This is a genomic window from Ferruginibacter paludis (assembly GCF_030409685.1).
Taxonomy (GTDB): Bacteria; Bacteroidota; Bacteroidia; order Chitinophagales; family Chitinophagaceae; genus Ferruginibacter; species Ferruginibacter paludis.
Window position 1 is genome coordinate 35,625 of sequence record NZ_JAUFQJ010000013.1, and the last position, 16,802, is coordinate 52,426.

At 40.3% G+C, this 16,802-nt stretch carries 15 protein-coding genes and 1 tRNA gene; 13 read left to right on the plus strand and 3 right to left on the minus strand.

Annotated features, from left to right (window positions below):
- The first annotated feature begins 36 nt into the window (after positions 1-36).
- From QWZ08_RS18555 to QWZ08_RS18570, 4 genes are all read left to right on the plus strand, one after another.
- The gene (locus QWZ08_RS18555) at positions 37-363 is read left to right on the plus strand and encodes a hypothetical protein (protein WP_290339022.1); all 327 of its coding nucleotides are present in this window, start codon (positions 37-39) and stop codon (positions 361-363) included.
- A 57-nt stretch (positions 364-420) separates the two neighbouring features.
- Entirely contained in the window at positions 421-1,200 is a 780-nt protein-coding gene (locus QWZ08_RS18560; RefSeq protein WP_290339023.1) for an MBL fold metallo-hydrolase, read from the plus strand.
- A gap of 249 nt (positions 1,201-1,449) precedes the next feature.
- Entirely contained in the window at positions 1,450-2,232 is a 783-nt protein-coding gene (locus tag QWZ08_RS18565) for a helix-hairpin-helix domain-containing protein (protein ID WP_290339024.1), read from the plus strand.
- Between the two features lie 51 nt (positions 2,233-2,283).
- Complete coding sequence (locus QWZ08_RS18570) at positions 2,284-3,426, plus strand: acyl-CoA dehydrogenase family protein (protein ID WP_290339025.1); 1,143 nt, start codon at positions 2,284-2,286, stop codon at positions 3,424-3,426.
- A 105-nt stretch (positions 3,427-3,531) separates the two neighbouring features.
- Here the strand turns inward: QWZ08_RS18570 and QWZ08_RS18575 are convergent, their stop codons facing one another.
- Both QWZ08_RS18575 and QWZ08_RS18580 read right to left on the minus strand, forming a co-directional pair.
- Positions 3,532-3,888 carry a hypothetical protein gene (locus QWZ08_RS18575; protein ID WP_290339026.1) on the minus strand — a complete coding sequence of 119 codons (357 nt, stop codon included), beginning with the start codon at positions 3,886-3,888 and terminating at the stop codon, positions 3,532-3,534.
- Positions 3,889-3,995: 107 nt separating this feature from the next.
- Complete coding sequence (locus QWZ08_RS18580; protein ID WP_290339027.1) at positions 3,996-6,233, minus strand: RelA/SpoT family protein; 2,238 nt, start codon at positions 6,231-6,233, stop codon at positions 3,996-3,998.
- Between the two features lie 75 nt (positions 6,234-6,308).
- Between QWZ08_RS18580 and QWZ08_RS18585 the strand changes: the two genes are divergently transcribed.
- From QWZ08_RS18585 to QWZ08_RS18625, 9 genes are all read left to right on the plus strand, one after another.
- Positions 6,309-6,390: transfer RNA gene (locus QWZ08_RS18585), tRNA-Leu, on the plus strand.
- Between the two features lie 106 nt (positions 6,391-6,496).
- The gene (tig, locus tag QWZ08_RS18590; RefSeq protein ID WP_290339028.1) at positions 6,497-7,864 is read left to right on the plus strand and encodes a trigger factor; all 1,368 of its coding nucleotides are present in this window, start codon (positions 6,497-6,499) and stop codon (positions 7,862-7,864) included.
- A 229-nt stretch (positions 7,865-8,093) separates the two neighbouring features.
- The gene (locus tag QWZ08_RS18595; protein WP_290339029.1) at positions 8,094-8,786 is read left to right on the plus strand and encodes a ClpP family protease; all 693 of its coding nucleotides are present in this window, start codon (positions 8,094-8,096) and stop codon (positions 8,784-8,786) included.
- A gap of 115 nt (positions 8,787-8,901) precedes the next feature.
- Positions 8,902-9,531, plus strand: a complete 630-nt coding sequence (locus QWZ08_RS18600) for a ClpP family protease (RefSeq protein ID WP_290339030.1) — start codon at positions 8,902-8,904, stop codon at positions 9,529-9,531.
- A 136-nt stretch (positions 9,532-9,667) separates the two neighbouring features.
- Positions 9,668-10,753 (plus strand): hypothetical protein, encoded by a 1,086-nt coding sequence (locus QWZ08_RS18605; protein WP_290339031.1) that lies wholly within the window; start codon positions 9,668-9,670, stop codon positions 10,751-10,753.
- A 186-nt stretch (positions 10,754-10,939) separates the two neighbouring features.
- Entirely contained in the window at positions 10,940-12,178 is a 1,239-nt protein-coding gene (gene clpX / locus QWZ08_RS18610; RefSeq protein WP_290339032.1) for an ATP-dependent Clp protease ATP-binding subunit ClpX, read from the plus strand.
- Positions 12,179-12,511: 333 nt separating this feature from the next.
- Positions 12,512-13,774 carry an adenylosuccinate synthase gene (locus QWZ08_RS18615; protein ID WP_290339033.1) on the plus strand — a complete coding sequence of 421 codons (1,263 nt, stop codon included), beginning with the start codon at positions 12,512-12,514 and terminating at the stop codon, positions 13,772-13,774.
- An 82-nt stretch (positions 13,775-13,856) separates the two neighbouring features.
- Positions 13,857-14,270: a hypothetical protein gene (locus QWZ08_RS18620; RefSeq protein WP_290339034.1), complete on the plus strand. Its 414-nt coding sequence runs from the start codon at positions 13,857-13,859 to the stop codon at positions 14,268-14,270.
- 47 nt (positions 14,271-14,317) lie between these two features.
- Positions 14,318-15,595: an anthranilate synthase component I family protein gene (locus QWZ08_RS18625; protein ID WP_290339035.1), complete on the plus strand. Its 1,278-nt coding sequence runs from the start codon at positions 14,318-14,320 to the stop codon at positions 15,593-15,595.
- A 1-nt stretch (position 15,596) separates the two neighbouring features.
- On the opposite strand, the gene QWZ08_RS18630 is transcribed toward QWZ08_RS18625, so the two are convergent.
- Positions 15,597-16,793 carry a lytic transglycosylase domain-containing protein gene (locus tag QWZ08_RS18630; protein WP_290339036.1) on the minus strand — a complete coding sequence of 399 codons (1,197 nt, stop codon included), beginning with the start codon at positions 16,791-16,793 and terminating at the stop codon, positions 15,597-15,599.
- Positions 16,794-16,802: the final 9 nt, after the last annotated feature.

Consider the following 16,802-nt stretch of genomic DNA (forward strand, 5'->3'; position numbering starts at 1 on the left):
AAACTTTTGTGGATAAGTAGAAACCAGCAAAACTCAATGGCTGTAGTAAATTTGCATAAACAATCTGTGCTTAAAGGCGTACTATTTATGATAATAAAATTTACACAACATACGCTTGATAAAATTGAAAAAATCATCGAGGAAAGCGGTTATGTAATTCGTTACGAGAGAGGCAATTTTCAAAGCGGTTATTGCATTTTGCAAGCTAAAAAGGTAGTGGTGTTAAATAAGTTTTTTCAAACAGAAGGTAAAATAAATACCCTGATTGATTTGTTACCACAACTGGAGATAAATTTTGATGCCCTTACCCATGAAAGTCAAAAGCTGTATGATGAGCTGATGACAGTTGGAAATGATAAGTAACGACCATTTTCTTTATTCTTGTATGCTTGCTTGGTTGTTATTGTCTATTTTTGTCACGTGCAAAGCCCTCCTTTAAAAATAACATTTCTTGGTACCGGAACCAGCACCGGTGTTCCCATGGTTGCTTGTCCTTGCCCAGTTTGTGCTTCAGAGGATAAAAAAGATAAGCGTTTACGCAGCAGTATTTTAGTGCAGAGTGCTGCCACATCTTTTGTTGTAGATACAACACCAGACTTTCGCTATCAGATGCTAAGGGAACAGATTAAACAACTGGATGCAGTTTTGTTCACCCATCCACACAAGGATCATATAGCAGGATTGGACGATGTTAAAGCCTTTTCTTTTTTCTCAGGGAAAGCGATGGAAGTATACGCCAATACGTTAACAGAAGAAGGTATCAAACGGGAATTCGCCTACATCTTTGCAGACAAACGATATCCGGGTATTCCTGAAATTAATTTGAATACAATTGATAGTACACCTTTCATGATTGGCGATATACCTGTAACGCCAATATTGGTCTGGCATATGAAGATGCCTGTAATGGGATACCGGTTTGGAAAATTTACCTATATAACAGATGCCAATAGAATAGAACCTGAAGAGAAGAAAAAAATTAAAGGCAGCGAAATATTAGTTGTAAATGCTCTCCGGCATGCCGCCCACGTGTCTCATTTTACCCTGGATGAGGCGATTGATTTAGTAAAAGAGTTGGAAATACCAACAGCCTATTTCACGCATGTAAGCCATCAGCTGGGTAAACACGCAGATGTTGCCAAAGAACTCCCGCTTAATATGCACCTTGCCTATGATGGCCTGACACTTTCTTTCACCTGATTTTTATTACCACTTTAGGGTATTGTATTCCAGATAACTGGTGATTATTTTTAATACTTAATCAGCAACTTTATGTGGAAGCGTTTTATGTCCGATTATTTAAGCTTTACGAAAAAGGAGCGTACTGGCATAATCGTGCTACTTGTATTGATTGCTTTTTTCATAACCCTTCCTTTTTTATTTCCATTCTTTATTCATACAAAGCCAACTGATGCTTCGTTATTTAAAAAGCAAATTGATCAATTGAAAATGAAACAGGCAGATACCACATTTAAATATGCCAGGAGAAATGTTGACAAAGAGGATTATCTAAATTACCGGGAGCCGGAATACAACCGTAATCACCCAAATAAAGCAAAAGGGGACCTCTTTGTTTTTGATCCCAATACGTTGGATGAGAGCGGCTGGAAGCGTTTGGGAATAAGGGATAAAATCGTTGCAACCATACAGAAATTTATTGAAAAGGGAGGTAGGTTTTACAAAGCCGAAGACCTTGGGAAAATATGGGGTTTGCATGAGGACGAAGTACAAAGACTAATTCCTTTTGTACAAATTAAGCAGGCAAATAAGGAAGCCGTTTATGAGAAAAAGCAGTATGAGAACAAGGTGTATGAAAAGCCGAAATATTTATCTGCTGCAGTTGATATTAATACCGCAGATACAACCGCATTGATTGCACTACCCGGAATTGGAAGTAAATTGTCGCAGCGAATTGTGGCATTCAGAGATAAACTCGGTGGTTTTTATAAAGTAGATCAAATAGCAGAAACCTATGGTTTGCCGGACTCTGTTTTTCAAAAAATAAAATCCAGGTTTATCGTTGATGCGACAGCGGTCCATCAAATAAATGTCAATACTGCTACAGCCGATGAAATGAAAACGCATCCATATTTGCGCTATGCTATAGCCAATGCCATTGTACAATACAGAACTCAACACGGCAATTTTTCCAGTGTAGAAGAACTGAAAAAAATCATGCTTATCACAGAAGATATTTACAACAAAACCGCCCCTTACGTAAAAGTAAACTAACGATATTCAACTGTTTAAAAAGGGTTAATTTGCAATACATAATTTTAAACTATGAATTTTCAGCAAGATGAACTGACCCTGCAGGTAGCCCAAACAGCAAAAGATTTCGCAGATAAATTTATCAGGCCACATGTAATGGAGTGGGATGAAAGCCAGCAGTTTCCCCTGGAAGTATATAAAGAATTAGGCAAACTTGGCATGATGGGTGTTTTGGTGCCGGAAGCCTATGGTGGAGCGGGTTTGAGTTACTTTGAATACAATGTAATTCTGCAGGAAATTTCAAAGGTATGTGGTTCTGTTGGTCTGTCTGTAGCTGCGCATAATTCATTGTGTACAGGGCATATTTTAAGTTTTGGCAACGAAGAACAAAAGAAAAAGTACTTGCCCAAATTGGCCACCTGTGAGTGGCTGGGTGCATGGGGATTAACAGAAGCCAACACGGGAAGTGATGCAGGCAATATGCAGTTGACAGCTATAAAAGACGGCGACGAATGGATTTTGAACGGTACAAAAAACTGGATAACCCATGGTAAAAGTGGTGATGTAGCCGTTGTAATTTGCCGTACCGGCACACCCCGCACAAAAGATAATTCAACAGCATTTATAGTTGAACGCGGAACCCCAGGTTTCGCGGGAGGCAAAAAAGAAAACAAACTGGGTATGCGGGCAAGTGAAACAGCAGAAATGATTTTTGACAACTGCCGTATACCGGATAGCAGCAGAATGGGCGAGGTAGGCGAGGGGTTTAAACATTCTATGAAAGTGCTGGATGGAGGCAGAATATCCATTGCAGCGTTAAGCCTGGGTATAGCCAAAGGCGCTTATGAAGCAGCAGTGAAATATTCGAAGGAGCGTTACCAGTTCGATCAGCCGATCGCCAATTTTCAGGGGGTAAGTTTTAAACTGGCCGATATGGCAACTGAAATTGCTGCCGCTGATTTACTGATTCACCAGGCATGCGATCTTAAAATAAAAGGATTACCCATGACCAAAGAATCCGCCATGGCAAAATATTATGCAAGTGAAATCGCCGTAAAAGTGAGTACGGAAGCGGTACAGGTATTTGGTGGAAATGGCTACAGCAAGGATTTTCCGGTAGAGAAATTTTACCGTGACAGTAAATTGTGCACAATCGGCGAAGGAACAAGTGAAGTACAAAAATTAGTGATCAGCCGGGAAGTATTGCGTCCATAAAACAATAAGTTCTTTCCAAAGAAATTATTGGTAGAGAAATTATTATAAATAGAAAAACCATCCGATGACCAGATGGTTTTTCTATTGAGTGTATTATGTGAATGCTTATTTTTTATCTCCGCCAAATAAACCACCTACCTTATCTTTCAGGCTATCAAAAGCATCTTCAACTTTTTCAGCAGCGTCCTTTACAAAGTCTTCTACTTTTTGACCGGTTTCGCCCGGTATAACATCACTGATTTTATCCATCATTCCTTCTGCTTTGGGAGCAGTTGGGTCAACCACAGCAGCTGTTGCGGCAGTTGCGGCTGAAGCTGGTGCCGCCGCGAATAAATTATCGACTGCGCCTGCCATCATTGGAAATTTTTCTTTTACAAAATCTTTGATTGTTTCAACAGCTTTATGCGCCTGTTCTGCGGTGATGCCTGCTTTTTCTGTGAGGCTGGTAATTAACTCGTTCATGGTGTATAGTTTTAAAATTTGTAATGCAAATGTTGCATGTTTAAAAATGAATTTGCAAATCAATTTTCAAAGTGTTATTCAATATGGCAGGTAAGGTTTAGCAATTGTTATTCGGTATCGTAGCGCTCTACTTTTTCAATACCTGGCAACTGTAGCAACGCATTGCACAAATGATCCAGTTCCTCTTTGTCATGTACAAATATTTTTAAATTTCCCATAAAGATGCCGTCCTTAGCTTCTATAGTCATGGCCGAAATATTAAATTTCATTTCTCCGCTGATCAGGTTTGTAATTTTATGAATTACGCCTACGTCATCCAATCCCACAATTTTTAAACCAGTTAAAAAAGAAATCTCTTTATTTTTCGCCCATTTTGTTTTTACAATCCTGTGTCCAAAATTAGCCATTAACCTGGCCGCATTGGGGCAATTGGTACGGTGAATTTTTAAGCCTTCACCTGTAGTTACGAATCCAAAAACATCATCACCAGGGATGGGCTTGCAGCAGTTGGCAAGCGTATACATAATCTTATCACTGCTTTCTCCGAAGATAATTAATTCAGCATCTTTTTTATTGTAAGGCCTGTCTGTAATATCTGTTTCCTTCTTTTCTTCAATCTCCACTTTTACAGGTTTTGGCGGAAACAGGCGGTCACCGGATGCCGTGAACTCTTTCAGTTCTTTTAAATCAATTTTCTTGATGGCAATTTCATATAATAAATCCAGCGATGAATTCAGTTTATAAAAAGTGGCTAACTCCTCAATATTATGCTGCGTCATCATGCCACCGATGGCTTCCAGTTTTTTCTGAAGAATATACTTTCCGTCTTCTGCGACTTTTCTTTTTTCCTCTTTCAGTGTATCCTTAATTTTTTGTTTTGCCTTAGGTGTTACAACCAGGTTCAACCATTCCTGGCTGGGCTTTTGTTTGGCGCTTGTAATAATTTCTATCTGGTCGCCGCTGCGTAATTTGTGCCCAATCGGCACCAGTTTGTGATTCACTTTAGCACCAATGCACCTGCTGCCAACAGCAGTATGTACGCCAAATGCAAAATCCAGCGCAGTGGCTCCAACGGGCAGCATTTTAATATCACCCTTTGGGGTGTACACATAGATTTCTTCTGTTAAAAAGGAGGTCTTAAAGTCCTGTAAAAAGTCAAGAGAGTTGGAGTCCTGACTGCTGAGCGCTTCCCTGATCTGGCTAAACCATTGGTCAAAACGATTTTCAACACTGGCGCCTTCTTTGTATTTCCAGTGAGCCGCCAAACCTTTTTCCGCAATCTCATTCATCCGTTTGGTGCGTATCTGCACTTCCACCCATTTGCCCTGTGGGCCCATAACCGTGGTGTGCAATGCTTCATAACCATTACTCTTCGGGTTGCTTAACCAATCCCGCAATCTCTCAGGTGATGGGTTGTATTCATCCGTAATCATGCTGTACACTTTCCAGCAATCTTCTTTTTCTTTTTCGGCAGGCGAATCAACAATAATGCGGATGGCAAAAAGATCATACACTTCCTCAAAACTAACGCCCTTCTTTTTCATCTTATTCCAGATGGAATGAATGCTTTTCGGGCGACCATGAATTTCAAATTTAAAGTCAGCCCGTTCTAGTTTATCCTTAAGTGGCCGGATAAAATCATTTATAAAACGGGTGCGTTCTCTTTTTGTATCATTTAGTTTTTGGGCGATGTATTTATAAGTATCTGGTTCCAGGTACTTCATCGCCAAATCTTCCATCTCTGTTTTGATGGCATATAAACCCATCCTGTGCGCCAATGGAGCGTAGACGTATACAGTTTCGCTCGAAATCTTCAATTGCTTTTCCCGCTTCATACTGTCCATGGTACGCATGTTATGCAGGCGGTCAGAAAGCTTGATCAATATTACCCTGGGATCATCCGTAAGCGTAAGTAAAATTTTCTTGAAATTCTCAGCCTGCTGGCTGGTGTTGGTATCCATCACCGTGCTGATCTTGGTAAGACCATCCACAATTTTGGCTATTTCAGCACCAAATTCTCTTTGAATGTCCTGCAGGGTAATGTCGGTATCTTCTACCGTATCGTGCAACAGTGCACAGATGGTACTGCGCACACCGAGGCCAATTTCCTCCACGCAAATGCGGGCGACTGCCAGTGGATGTAAAATGTAGGGTTCGCCGCTTTTACGGCGCATGGTTTTATGGGCTTCTGCTGCTATTTCAAAAGCGGTACGTATTAATTCCTTATCTCCGGGCTTTAATTTAGGTTTCAGTTCTTTAAGTAAACCGCGGTATTGCCTGAGTATTTCCTTCTTCTCTTCCTCTTCGTTGAGGTTGTATTTTAAAATTGGGGGTGTTGTTTCCATCTATTAAAACGAATTTACGAAAAAACATTTCTGTTTTACTTTTTTGTATAAAACCCTTACTTTTGCACCCCTTAACCGGATGTGGCGAAATTGGCAGACGCACCAGACTTAGGATCTGGCGGAGCAATCCATGTAGGTTCGACCCCTATCATCCGGACTTTTTTTGAGTTGATAAGTAGAGTGGTTGAGGAGTTAGCAGTTAATGCTTTCTTTTTTCCATCACTTATCAACTTTTTAATTTTTAACATTACAACATTGCATTTATGGCAACAGTAGCTAGAGAGAACATCGGATTACTAAACGACAAGATTCTTATAAAAGTTGGTAAAGAAGATTATTTCCCCTCCTTTGAGAAAAAGCTGAAAGAATACAGTAAGACAGTTAATATTCCCGGCTTTAGAAAAGGAATGGTGCCTGCCGGCATGATAAAAAAAATGTACGGTGCTTCTATTTATACAGATGAAGTACTTAAGACTGTTGAGAAGCAATTGTACACTTATCTTGATACAGAAAAGCCAGACATTTTTGCACAACCACTGGCATTAGACGCTGACATCCGCAAATTGGATTTAAATAATCCCGCTGAGTACGAATTTGGATTTGAGATTGGTTTAAAACCGGCTTTTGAACTGGCTTCTTTACCCAAAGCCAAAGCCATCTTACACAAGGTTGAAGTAACAGATGCGATGGTGCAGGAAGAAGTAGACCGTATGCTGATTAAAGGCGGTAAAATGACCGAACCTGAAACAGTTGAAACGGAAGAAGCAGTTTTGAATATTTTGTTTACAGAAGTTGATAAGGAAGGTAATACGATTGAAGGTGGTATTGAAAAAGAGAACTCTGTAATAGTAAAATACTTAACACCCGCGGCTCAAAAGCAGTTCATGGGTAAAAAGAAGGACGATGCTGTTGTATTGCAGTTATCAAAAACTTTCGACAAAGATAAACTGGAAGCATTTGTGCTTGATTTAGGTCTAGATAAAGACGACAAGGAATCTGCAAAAAAATATTTCAAACTAACGATTGTAAAAATCGGGCTGGTTGAAAAAAGAGAATTGAATGAAGCATTTTTCGCTGAGGTTTTTCCCGGCGCAGCCGTTGCAACTGAGGAAGAATTCAGAAAAAAATTAAAAGAAGAAATTGAGCAATACTGGGATGCGCAAAGCCGCAACCAGCTGCACGATCAGTTATATCATTATTTGCTGGATGAAACCAAAATTGAATTTCCGGAGCAATTTTTAAAGCGGTGGTTACAGGTAGGCAGCGAAGAACGCAAAACACCGGAGCAGGCCGAAGCTGAGTTTCCACAGTTTAGCAGCCAGTTAAAATGGACGCTAATCAGCGATAAGATTGTAAAAGAAAACAAGCTGGAAGTATCTGCAGAAGAGCTGAAAGAATCTATGAAGGCGGAAGTAATGCGGTATTTTGGCGGCGCTAGTTTAGGTGATGATACCAGCTGGTTAGACAGCTATGTAGACCGTATGATGAAAGATGAAAAACAAATCGATGCCAGCTACCGCAGGCTCGTAACAGATAAATTGTTTAACTGGGCACAGTCGCAGGTAACGCCTGTTGAAAAACATGTAACCGGTGAAGAGCTGACTGCAATGCAGCACAATCACCAGCACTAAAAAATTAAGAAGTAAAAATTAAAAATGTTGAATTCGCCGGAGCTTAAATTCTCCGGCATTTTTTTGCCCAAAAATATAATAGCTGAAACCAACAATAGGCTGCATTTAAATCAGACATCAAAAAATCAGACATCCGCCATCCCATCCGACTTTTTGTCGCAATTTTTTTATAGCATAATATTTGGGTTCATCAATCAACTATATTTGTTACCATAAATAATTATATCTCATGAATTTTGGAAAAGAATTTGAAAAATATGCTGTGAAACACCGGGGTATCAGCAGCAATACCCTTGATGGATATATTAAGCACAACGTAACTAACCTTACACCTAATATCATCGAAGAGCGGCCAATGAATGTAGCGGTGATGGACGTTTACAGCCGTTTGATGATGGACCGGATTATCTTTATGGGCTACCCCGTAACGGATGAAGTAGCCAATATTATCACGGCGCAGTTCCTGTTTTTAGAAAGCACAGACCGCACAAAAGATATACAGATGTACATTAATTCTCCCGGTGGAAGCGTATATGCGGGCTTGGGAATGTATGACACCATGCAGTTTGTAACACCAGATATTGCCACTATTTGTACAGGCATGGCTGCAAGTATGGCGGCCGTATTGATGTGTGCAGGAGCACCCGGCAAACGGACCGCTTTAAAACATAGCCGCATCATGCTGCATCAGCCAAGCGCGGGTGCCGGTGGACAGGCAAGTGACATTGAAATCACCGTAAATGAGATTCGTAAAATTAAAAGTGAGTTGTACGAAATCATCGCCCAACATACAAATCAGCCGTATGATAAAGTTTCCCAGGATTGCGAGAGAGATTACTGGATGACTTCTTCCGAAGCAAAGGATTATGGCATTGTGGATGAAGTATTGACCATCAATCCCCGTAAAGCAAAAAAAGATTAAGTCAATATTGCACCGGCGATGGTACTACTATTAAACATCGTTGTGTCACTCTCTTGTACGGCAAACCATTATTGAACGCTTCCAATTTAAACAGCATTCTAAAAAATTGAAAACAATGAATTACAACTATAACAACAAACAAATACGTTTCGACGACGAAGAAGAAAATCCAAAAGAATTGCCCGAAAACCCGATGGAAAAGATGATGAGCGGATGGCAGTTCGACAAAAAATTTATTGAGCAGCGTAAAATATTTTTATGGGGCGCTGTAGAAGATAAAAGCGCTAAAGATATTACTGCCCGTTTACTCTACCTGGAAGCAATTGATCCGGGAAAAGAAATTACTTTTTACATAAACAGCCCCGGTGGCGTAGTTACAAGCGGTATGGTGATTTACGATACCATGCAAATGATCAGCTCACCTGTAAGCACCGTATGTATGGGTATGGCTGCAAGTATGGGAAGCATCCTGTTAAGTGGCGGCGCTAAGGGAAGACGTTTTATTTTTCCTAGCGGCCAGGTGATGATTCACCAGCCAAGCGGCGGCGGACAGGGCGTTAGTGCCGACCTGGAAATTATGGCCGTGCAGATACTTAAAATCAAGCAGCTTGGTGCCCGCATTCTTGCTGAAAACTGCGGCCAGACCTACGAAAAAATAATGAAAGATTTCGACCGCGATTTTTGGATGGATGCCAAAGAATCTATCGCTTATGGCATAGTGGATGGCGTGATGAATAAATTGTAAGCTGAATTTAAAAATATCTCATGGCCGGTTTAATCACCGGCCATTTTAATTAAACCTGTTGGGACCTGCGTTTTCAACAAACGTTTCAAATAACTCCTCCGTTAGGGGATGGGGGGAGATTGCTTAACTTTACAATATGCAGTTCGAAGAGATTATCAATGCGAAATTGAGTAAAGACATGGACCGGCCCATGATGAAAAAAGAAGCATTCCCTGTAAGCGAAGGCCTGGAAGCGTATCTTAAAAAATATGGCCGCGATATCATTTTACCCATTGCATACAGAGACCTGCTCAACTACCGTTACGCTACTTCACTAAGAGACAGGCATGGCAAACTGACCCATTGGGAAACCGCCGTGTACGATTTAAAAGAAATGGAATTTTTAAAGGAAGGCCTCGTTAAAACCTACGCCATCCTGAAAACAGAAGGCAATTTAAATTACATCAAGCACCTGGATGTTGAACGAATAGATTTTTGCGAATTTGGCAATAGCGTGCCTTTCAGAATAAGGATTATCAATACCATCAATGGCAACTACGATCATTATTATATCAAATCTTTCGATGCATCGCGGATATACGGATTGGAGCTGGAACACCTGCTCTCGCCAAACCGCATTACTTTCCTGTACCATAAAAATACATTGGTAGAAGAGCATATCCCCGGCATACCTGGCGATGTTTTTTTGCAGGATTACATGAACAGGCCCGAAACAAATAAAATACGCATTGCCAAGGAATTTGTAAAATTTAATGAACGCTGTTTCGCCCGTTTATTGGGTGACATGCGTAGTTATAATTTTGTGATTGATATTACACCGGATATTGAGGATTATCAATACCGCATCAGGGCCATCGATTTCGATCAGCAATCCTATGAAGGAAGGAAGAATTTGTACCTGCCCCAGTTTTATAAAGAAAATTTTGAGTATGTGGAACTGGTGCTAAAACATCTCAGCCCCGATGTAATTGAACAATACCAGGCCGAAGAGCGCACCACTATGGCTTACCGCGTAATAGCAAGCCGGAGGCAGATTATGGAATTGCTGAATATCATGATTAAAGATGAAATATCTGAGAACTACAAAGTAAAGTTGCTGAGAAGCGAGCTGAATGAGCATTTCAATACGAATTACTTTTCCAAATGCAATAGCATGGGTGCCATTGTCAAGCGGCAGTTGAAACAGATGCTGCAAAAGCATTTACTGCAGGTTCCAAAATAGGAATTTGATATCCAACATTTTATTAATTATCCGTTTATTTATTCTAATTACACTTATCCTTCTTATTTTCCGTTATTGTATTTTAACAATTGCTGCAACGTTCTGTAACAGAAGATTGTCTGTTAAAGAGCAGCGATTGGTTATCTTTGCAGTTGCAAAAAATAAAAGAGCGTTAAACAGGAAACAATGGCAAAACAACAAACATTACACTGTTCTTTCTGCGGCCGCAGCCGCGATGAGGTAAAAATTCTGATAGCCGGTCAGGAAGGACATATTTGCGAAAATTGTGTGGAGCATGCACAGGAAATCATTGGCCAGGAACTGATGATTTACCCTGAAACTAAACAGGGTGGGGCAGCGCATAAATTAACCGTAAGAAAACCGATTGAAATAAAGAAATTTTTAGATGAGTACGTGATAGGCCAGGACGACGCAAAGAAAATTCTGGCAGTAGCGGTGTACAACCATTATAAAAGATTGAATCAAAAGGTGGAAAATGATGTTGAAATTGAAAAAAGCAACATCATCATGGTAGGCGAAACGGGTACAGGTAAAACCTTGCTGGCTAAGTCAATCGCCAGGATGCTGAATGTGCCCTTTGCTATAGTGGATGCTACCGTTTTCACAGAAGCTGGCTACGTTGGCGAAGATGTGGAAAGTATGCTGAGCCGCCTGTTACAAGCTTGTAATTACGATGTAGCAGCTGCTGAAAAGGGAATTGTTTTTATTGATGAAATTGATAAAGTCGCCCGTAAAAGTGATAATCCCTCTATTACAAGAGATGTAAGTGGCGAAGGAGTACAACAGGGGCTTTTAAAGTTACTGGAAGGAACAGAAGTACTGGTGCCGCCACAAGGGGGACGTAAACACCCTGAACAGAAACTGGTAAAAGTAAATACGCAAAATATTCTTTTCATTTGCGGAGGCGCTTTCGATGGCGTAGACAGAATCATTGCACGCCGTGTTAATACACATGCGATTGGTTTCAGCGTGAACAAGGAATTACAGGAATTTCAGCAGAAAAACCTGCTGCAGTTTGTTAATGCAGTGGATTTAAAAACTTTCGGTTTAATACCTGAATTACTGGGCCGTTTGCCGGTGATCACCTATCTCAATCCGCTGGATGCACCTACTTTGCGCAATATTTTAACTGAGCCTAAAAACGCTTTAATAAAACAGTTTACCCGCTTGTTTGATATCGAGGGCATCGCCTTGACTTTTGAACCTGCCGTGTATGATTTTATGGTTGAAAAGGCATTGGAATATAAGCTGGGAGCAAGAGGATTAAGGAGTATCTGCGAAAGTATTTTAACCGATGCAATGTATGAATTACCCTCTCAAAAGGTAAAAACTTTTGAAGTGACGCTGGAATATGCACAACGGAAGTTTAATACCAGCAAAATGAGTATGCTTAAAGTAGCGTAAAAGAATAAATTTGTATGAAACTGCAACTAGCAATTGCAGTTTTTTTATGCCCGGGAGCGTTCACTTTCTACCCAAGTTTCAAACAAATGCAATTCATTTTAGGTGGTTGTTTTATTTCAATATATTTTTGAGCCGCAAAAAAGAAGCGCAGTATTTTTATGCGGTAAATAGTTACCCGCTTCGCTTTGATAAAAGTACAAAACAGGTTTTCGGTACAAGAGGGCGACGCAACGATGTTCCACATTGGTTTATGGCCCGGACAAATGACATAACACTTTACCCCCAATTTCTATTGAGAAAACAAGGGCAACTTAAAACAGATAAAAATATATAATGGTAGACGTAATTCTCGGACTTCAATGGGGTGACGAGGGCAAAGGAAAAATTGTTGATTATTTTGCTCCAAATTATGATGTGATTGCCCGGTTCCAGGGCGGCCCGAATGCAGGGCATACTTTGTATGTAAACGGACAAAAAGTAGTATTGCACCAAATACCAAGTGGTATCTTTCATGAAGGGAAAACCAACCTGATAGGCAATGGCGTTGTGTTGGATCCGGTAACACTTAAAAGAGAGTGCGGAGTAGTAGCATCCATGGGTGTTGACTATAAAAAAAGTTTATACATCAGCGAAAGAGCACACCTGATTTTACCAACGCACCGGGCATTGGATAAAGCGAGTGAGATTGCAAAAGGCAATGAAAAAATTGGTTCTACGTTAAAGGGCATAGGTCCGGCGTACATGGATAAAACAGGCAGAAATGGATTGCGAGTTGGAGACTTGCTGGACAAAAGTTTTACCTCCCAATACATTAAATTACGCTTGAAGCACCAGCGTTTGCTGGATAATTACAACTTCCAGGAAGATATCAGCTTGTGGGAAGATGAATTTTTTGAAGCAATTGAAGAACTGAGAAGTTTTAATATCGTGAACGGCGAATATTTTATCAATGATAAAATACAGCAGGGGAAAAAGGTGCTGGCAGAAGGTGCACAGGGAAGCATGCTGGATGTGGATTTTGGCACTTTTCCTTTTGTTACGAGCAGCAGTACCATCTCTGCCGGTGTATGTACCGGGTTGGGGATTGCACCGCAAAAAATTAAAGATGTGTTCGGCGTATCAAAAGCGTATTGTACAAGGGTGGGCAGTGGTCCTTTTCCTACAGAACTGGACGATGATATGGGTGAACTGATTCGCAAAACCGGAAGTGAATTTGGAGCTACGACCGGCAGGCCGAGACGTTGTGGCTGGATTGATTTGGTAGCATTGCAGTTTGCCTGCATGATCAATGGCGTTACGCAGGTTATTATGACCAAAACAGATATCCTGGATGCATTGCCTGAATTAAAAGTTTGTAACGGTTATTCTATCAATGGTGAAGAGAAAAGTTATGTTCCATTCCAGATGAGCAAGGTAAAAATTGATCCTATTCACAAGAGTTTTCAGGGTTGGCAAACGGACATTACAAAAATTGATAATTATACAGATTTACCTCAAAAGATGAAAAATTACATTGACTACATCAATAATTTTTTGAAGGTTCCTGTTAAATACATCAGTAACGGGCCGGGAAGAGATCAGATAATACTGGCGTAAAAAATAATTATAAAAATAAATGCCTTTTTTTTTGGCTAATTAAAAATCTATCAGAAATTTTACAGTAACAACTGGTTAAATTATGGCAAAATCTAACAAAGAAAAAAAGACAACTCCTGCTGAGGACGCACCTTTAAAAAAAACTACTCCAAAAGCATCACCCAAATCTAAAAAGGAAGATGATGATGACGATGATGATGATTTGGATGAAGATATAAAGCCCGTTAAAAAGGGAAAAGCTGCTTCAAAAAAAGCAGGTGACGATGATGACGACGATGATGATATCGACGAAACGGAAGATGAATGGGAAAAGAGTGAAGATGACGATGACTGGGATGCAGACTTCGATGAATTTGATGTGCCAAAATCTGCTGCAAAAAAATCTGTCGGCAAAAAATCGGCCAAGGATGATGACGAAGATGAATTTAAAGACCTGGGCTTTGACGATTTAGACGTCGATGGCGGTGGTTTTGATGATGATGACGATGATTTTTAGAGAATAATTTATACCGATTTGTAATTGCCTGTAGTTAAAACAATAAAGTGAAAAAAGCTACAACTTTTGCAATTGATGATTTTGCTTCTTTTAGATTAAAAATGTTGAACTGGTCAAAACAGTTCAACATTTTTTGTTTACTGGATAATAGTGGTTATTTATTTGATAAGCCTGCTTTTGAATGTTTGCTGGCAGCAGGTTCTGATGCAAGGTTACAAACCAATGCCGGCAATGCTTTTGAAGCCGTAAAAGAATTTAGCTCTCATCATCATGATTGGTTATTTGGGCATTTTGCATATGACCTGAAAAATGAAACCAATATGCTGCAATCCGGCAATTTTGACGGAGTAGGTTTCGCTGATATGCATTTTTTTGTACCGCGAACAGTGTTGCAATTAAAAGAACAAACGCTTACGATTTACTGTGAAGGGGATGCAGAGATAATATTTGCTGCCATCGCATCTTTAGAACAGTATGAGGAAACAACTTCAGATGGGTTTACTATCAACAGCAGGTTTTCAAAAGTGGACTATATTAGCAGCGTACAAAAATTACAACAACACATTTTACGGGGCGATTGCTACGAGCTTAATTTTTGCCAGGAATTTTTTTCGGAGAATGTTAGCATTGATCCCTGGTCAGTCTACAATAAATTAATGCAGCTTTCGCCCAGCCCTTTTGCCGCTTTATATAAAGTGGACGATCAATATTGCATTTGCGCAAGCCCGGAACGTTACCTGAAAAAATCGGGTAATCAAATAATATCACAACCGATAAAGGGCACAGCCAGGCGTTGTTTAACCGATGCTGTTGCAGATGCAAAAAGCAGGCAGCAATTACAGAACAGTGAAAAAGAAAAAAGCGAAAATGTGATGGTGGTTGACCTGGTGAGAAATGATTTAAGCAAGGTCTGTAAAAAGGGAACTGTAAAAGTTGACCAGCTGTTTGGCATTTATAGTTTTCCGCAGGTGCATCAAATGATAAGTACAGTGAGCGGAGAACTGGCAGAGGGGATGGAATGGATGGATGCAATAAAAGCTACCTTTCCGATGGGATCAATGACCGGGGCTCCCAAACTACGGGTAATGCAGCTAACAGAACAATATGAAAGAACCAGACGGGGACTTTTTTCAGGCGCAATCGGGTATGTAAATCCCCAAGGTGATTGTGATTTTAATGTGGTAATAAGAAGTATTTTATACAATGCCGCTACAAAATATGTATCCTTTCAAACAGGGAGTGCCATTACTTTTTACAGCGACCCTGAATCGGAATATGAAGAGTGTTTGTTGAAAGCTGCCGCTTTAAAGAAGGTGCTGGAGTAACTTACCTGGTTTTCTTTTTTCCGGGTACTGGATATACCGTTTTAAAATCGGGTACAGATGCATCGCCTAATAAGGCCTGCACGCTTTCATTTAAAATCTGGTATTTGTTGGCAGTAAATAATTGCATTTTATCGGGCGGCAACCGAAGATCAAAGTTGCCGGTAACGGACATAGTTGCATCGAATGAAGGGTTGAAATGATTGAATAAAGCGATATCCATCATTATATTTTTGGCAATAATCAGCGAGTTATATTTTCCTGTAATGGACAGTACTTCAACGTCAACCAATTCATCTGTAGTCAGGTTTGCTGTTTTGAAAGGTCCTGCATTGCTGCTTCTTCCATAGGTGGTACGATTTACATCGTTCCCCATTGGCAGAACGCCTGCAGAAAATGTTGTGATGCCGCCACCACCTTCCATAATATAATGGGTGGCTATAAATCTTTTAACATAGGTTCTTGATTCCTCCGGCAAATAATACTGCAGACGCCAGAAGTCGTTGCTGCCGCTCTTTTTTATAGCGCTGTAGACCCTTCCGGGTCCGCCGTTGTAAGCAGCCATTACCAGCAGCCAGTCGTGCAACTGGCTATATAAATACAACAAATACCTTGCTGCGGCATGTGTGCTTTTATAGTAGTCTCTACGCTCATCCAACGCTCCATTTACAACCAGCCCGTAATCTTTGGCAGTGTACGGCATAAACTGCCATGGGCCGCCGGCACCCACCACACTGGTAGCGCCGGTACTTAAATTGGATTCTATTACTGCGATATATTTTAATTCTTTAGGCAAACCGTATTGCTGCAAAATATTTTCTATCAGGTTAAAATAAGGTTTGCCCCAGCCCTTCATATTTTGCAGGTAATTGTTATGCGCTTTTATATAATCCTGTACAAAACTTTCTGCATTGGGGTTTACCTGTGCAGTATAGGGCATGGAAGCGTTGTAGCTATAATTGGAAAACAGGTTTTTAAAACCATATTTAGTGACCTGGTTGAAATACTGCACTTTATCCTTTTTAGGAAGCGTCCTGGTTTTTATTACCTCTTCAATAAGTGAATCCTCTTCAGCAATATTTTCGGGAACTGTATCTTGTACAATTGAAGAATGGAGAAGAGGAAACTTTAAAAAATTCTCTTTACCCTTTGCGCCGGCGATGAGCACACATAAAAAAGATATGATAAATACTTTTTTCATTATGCAGGG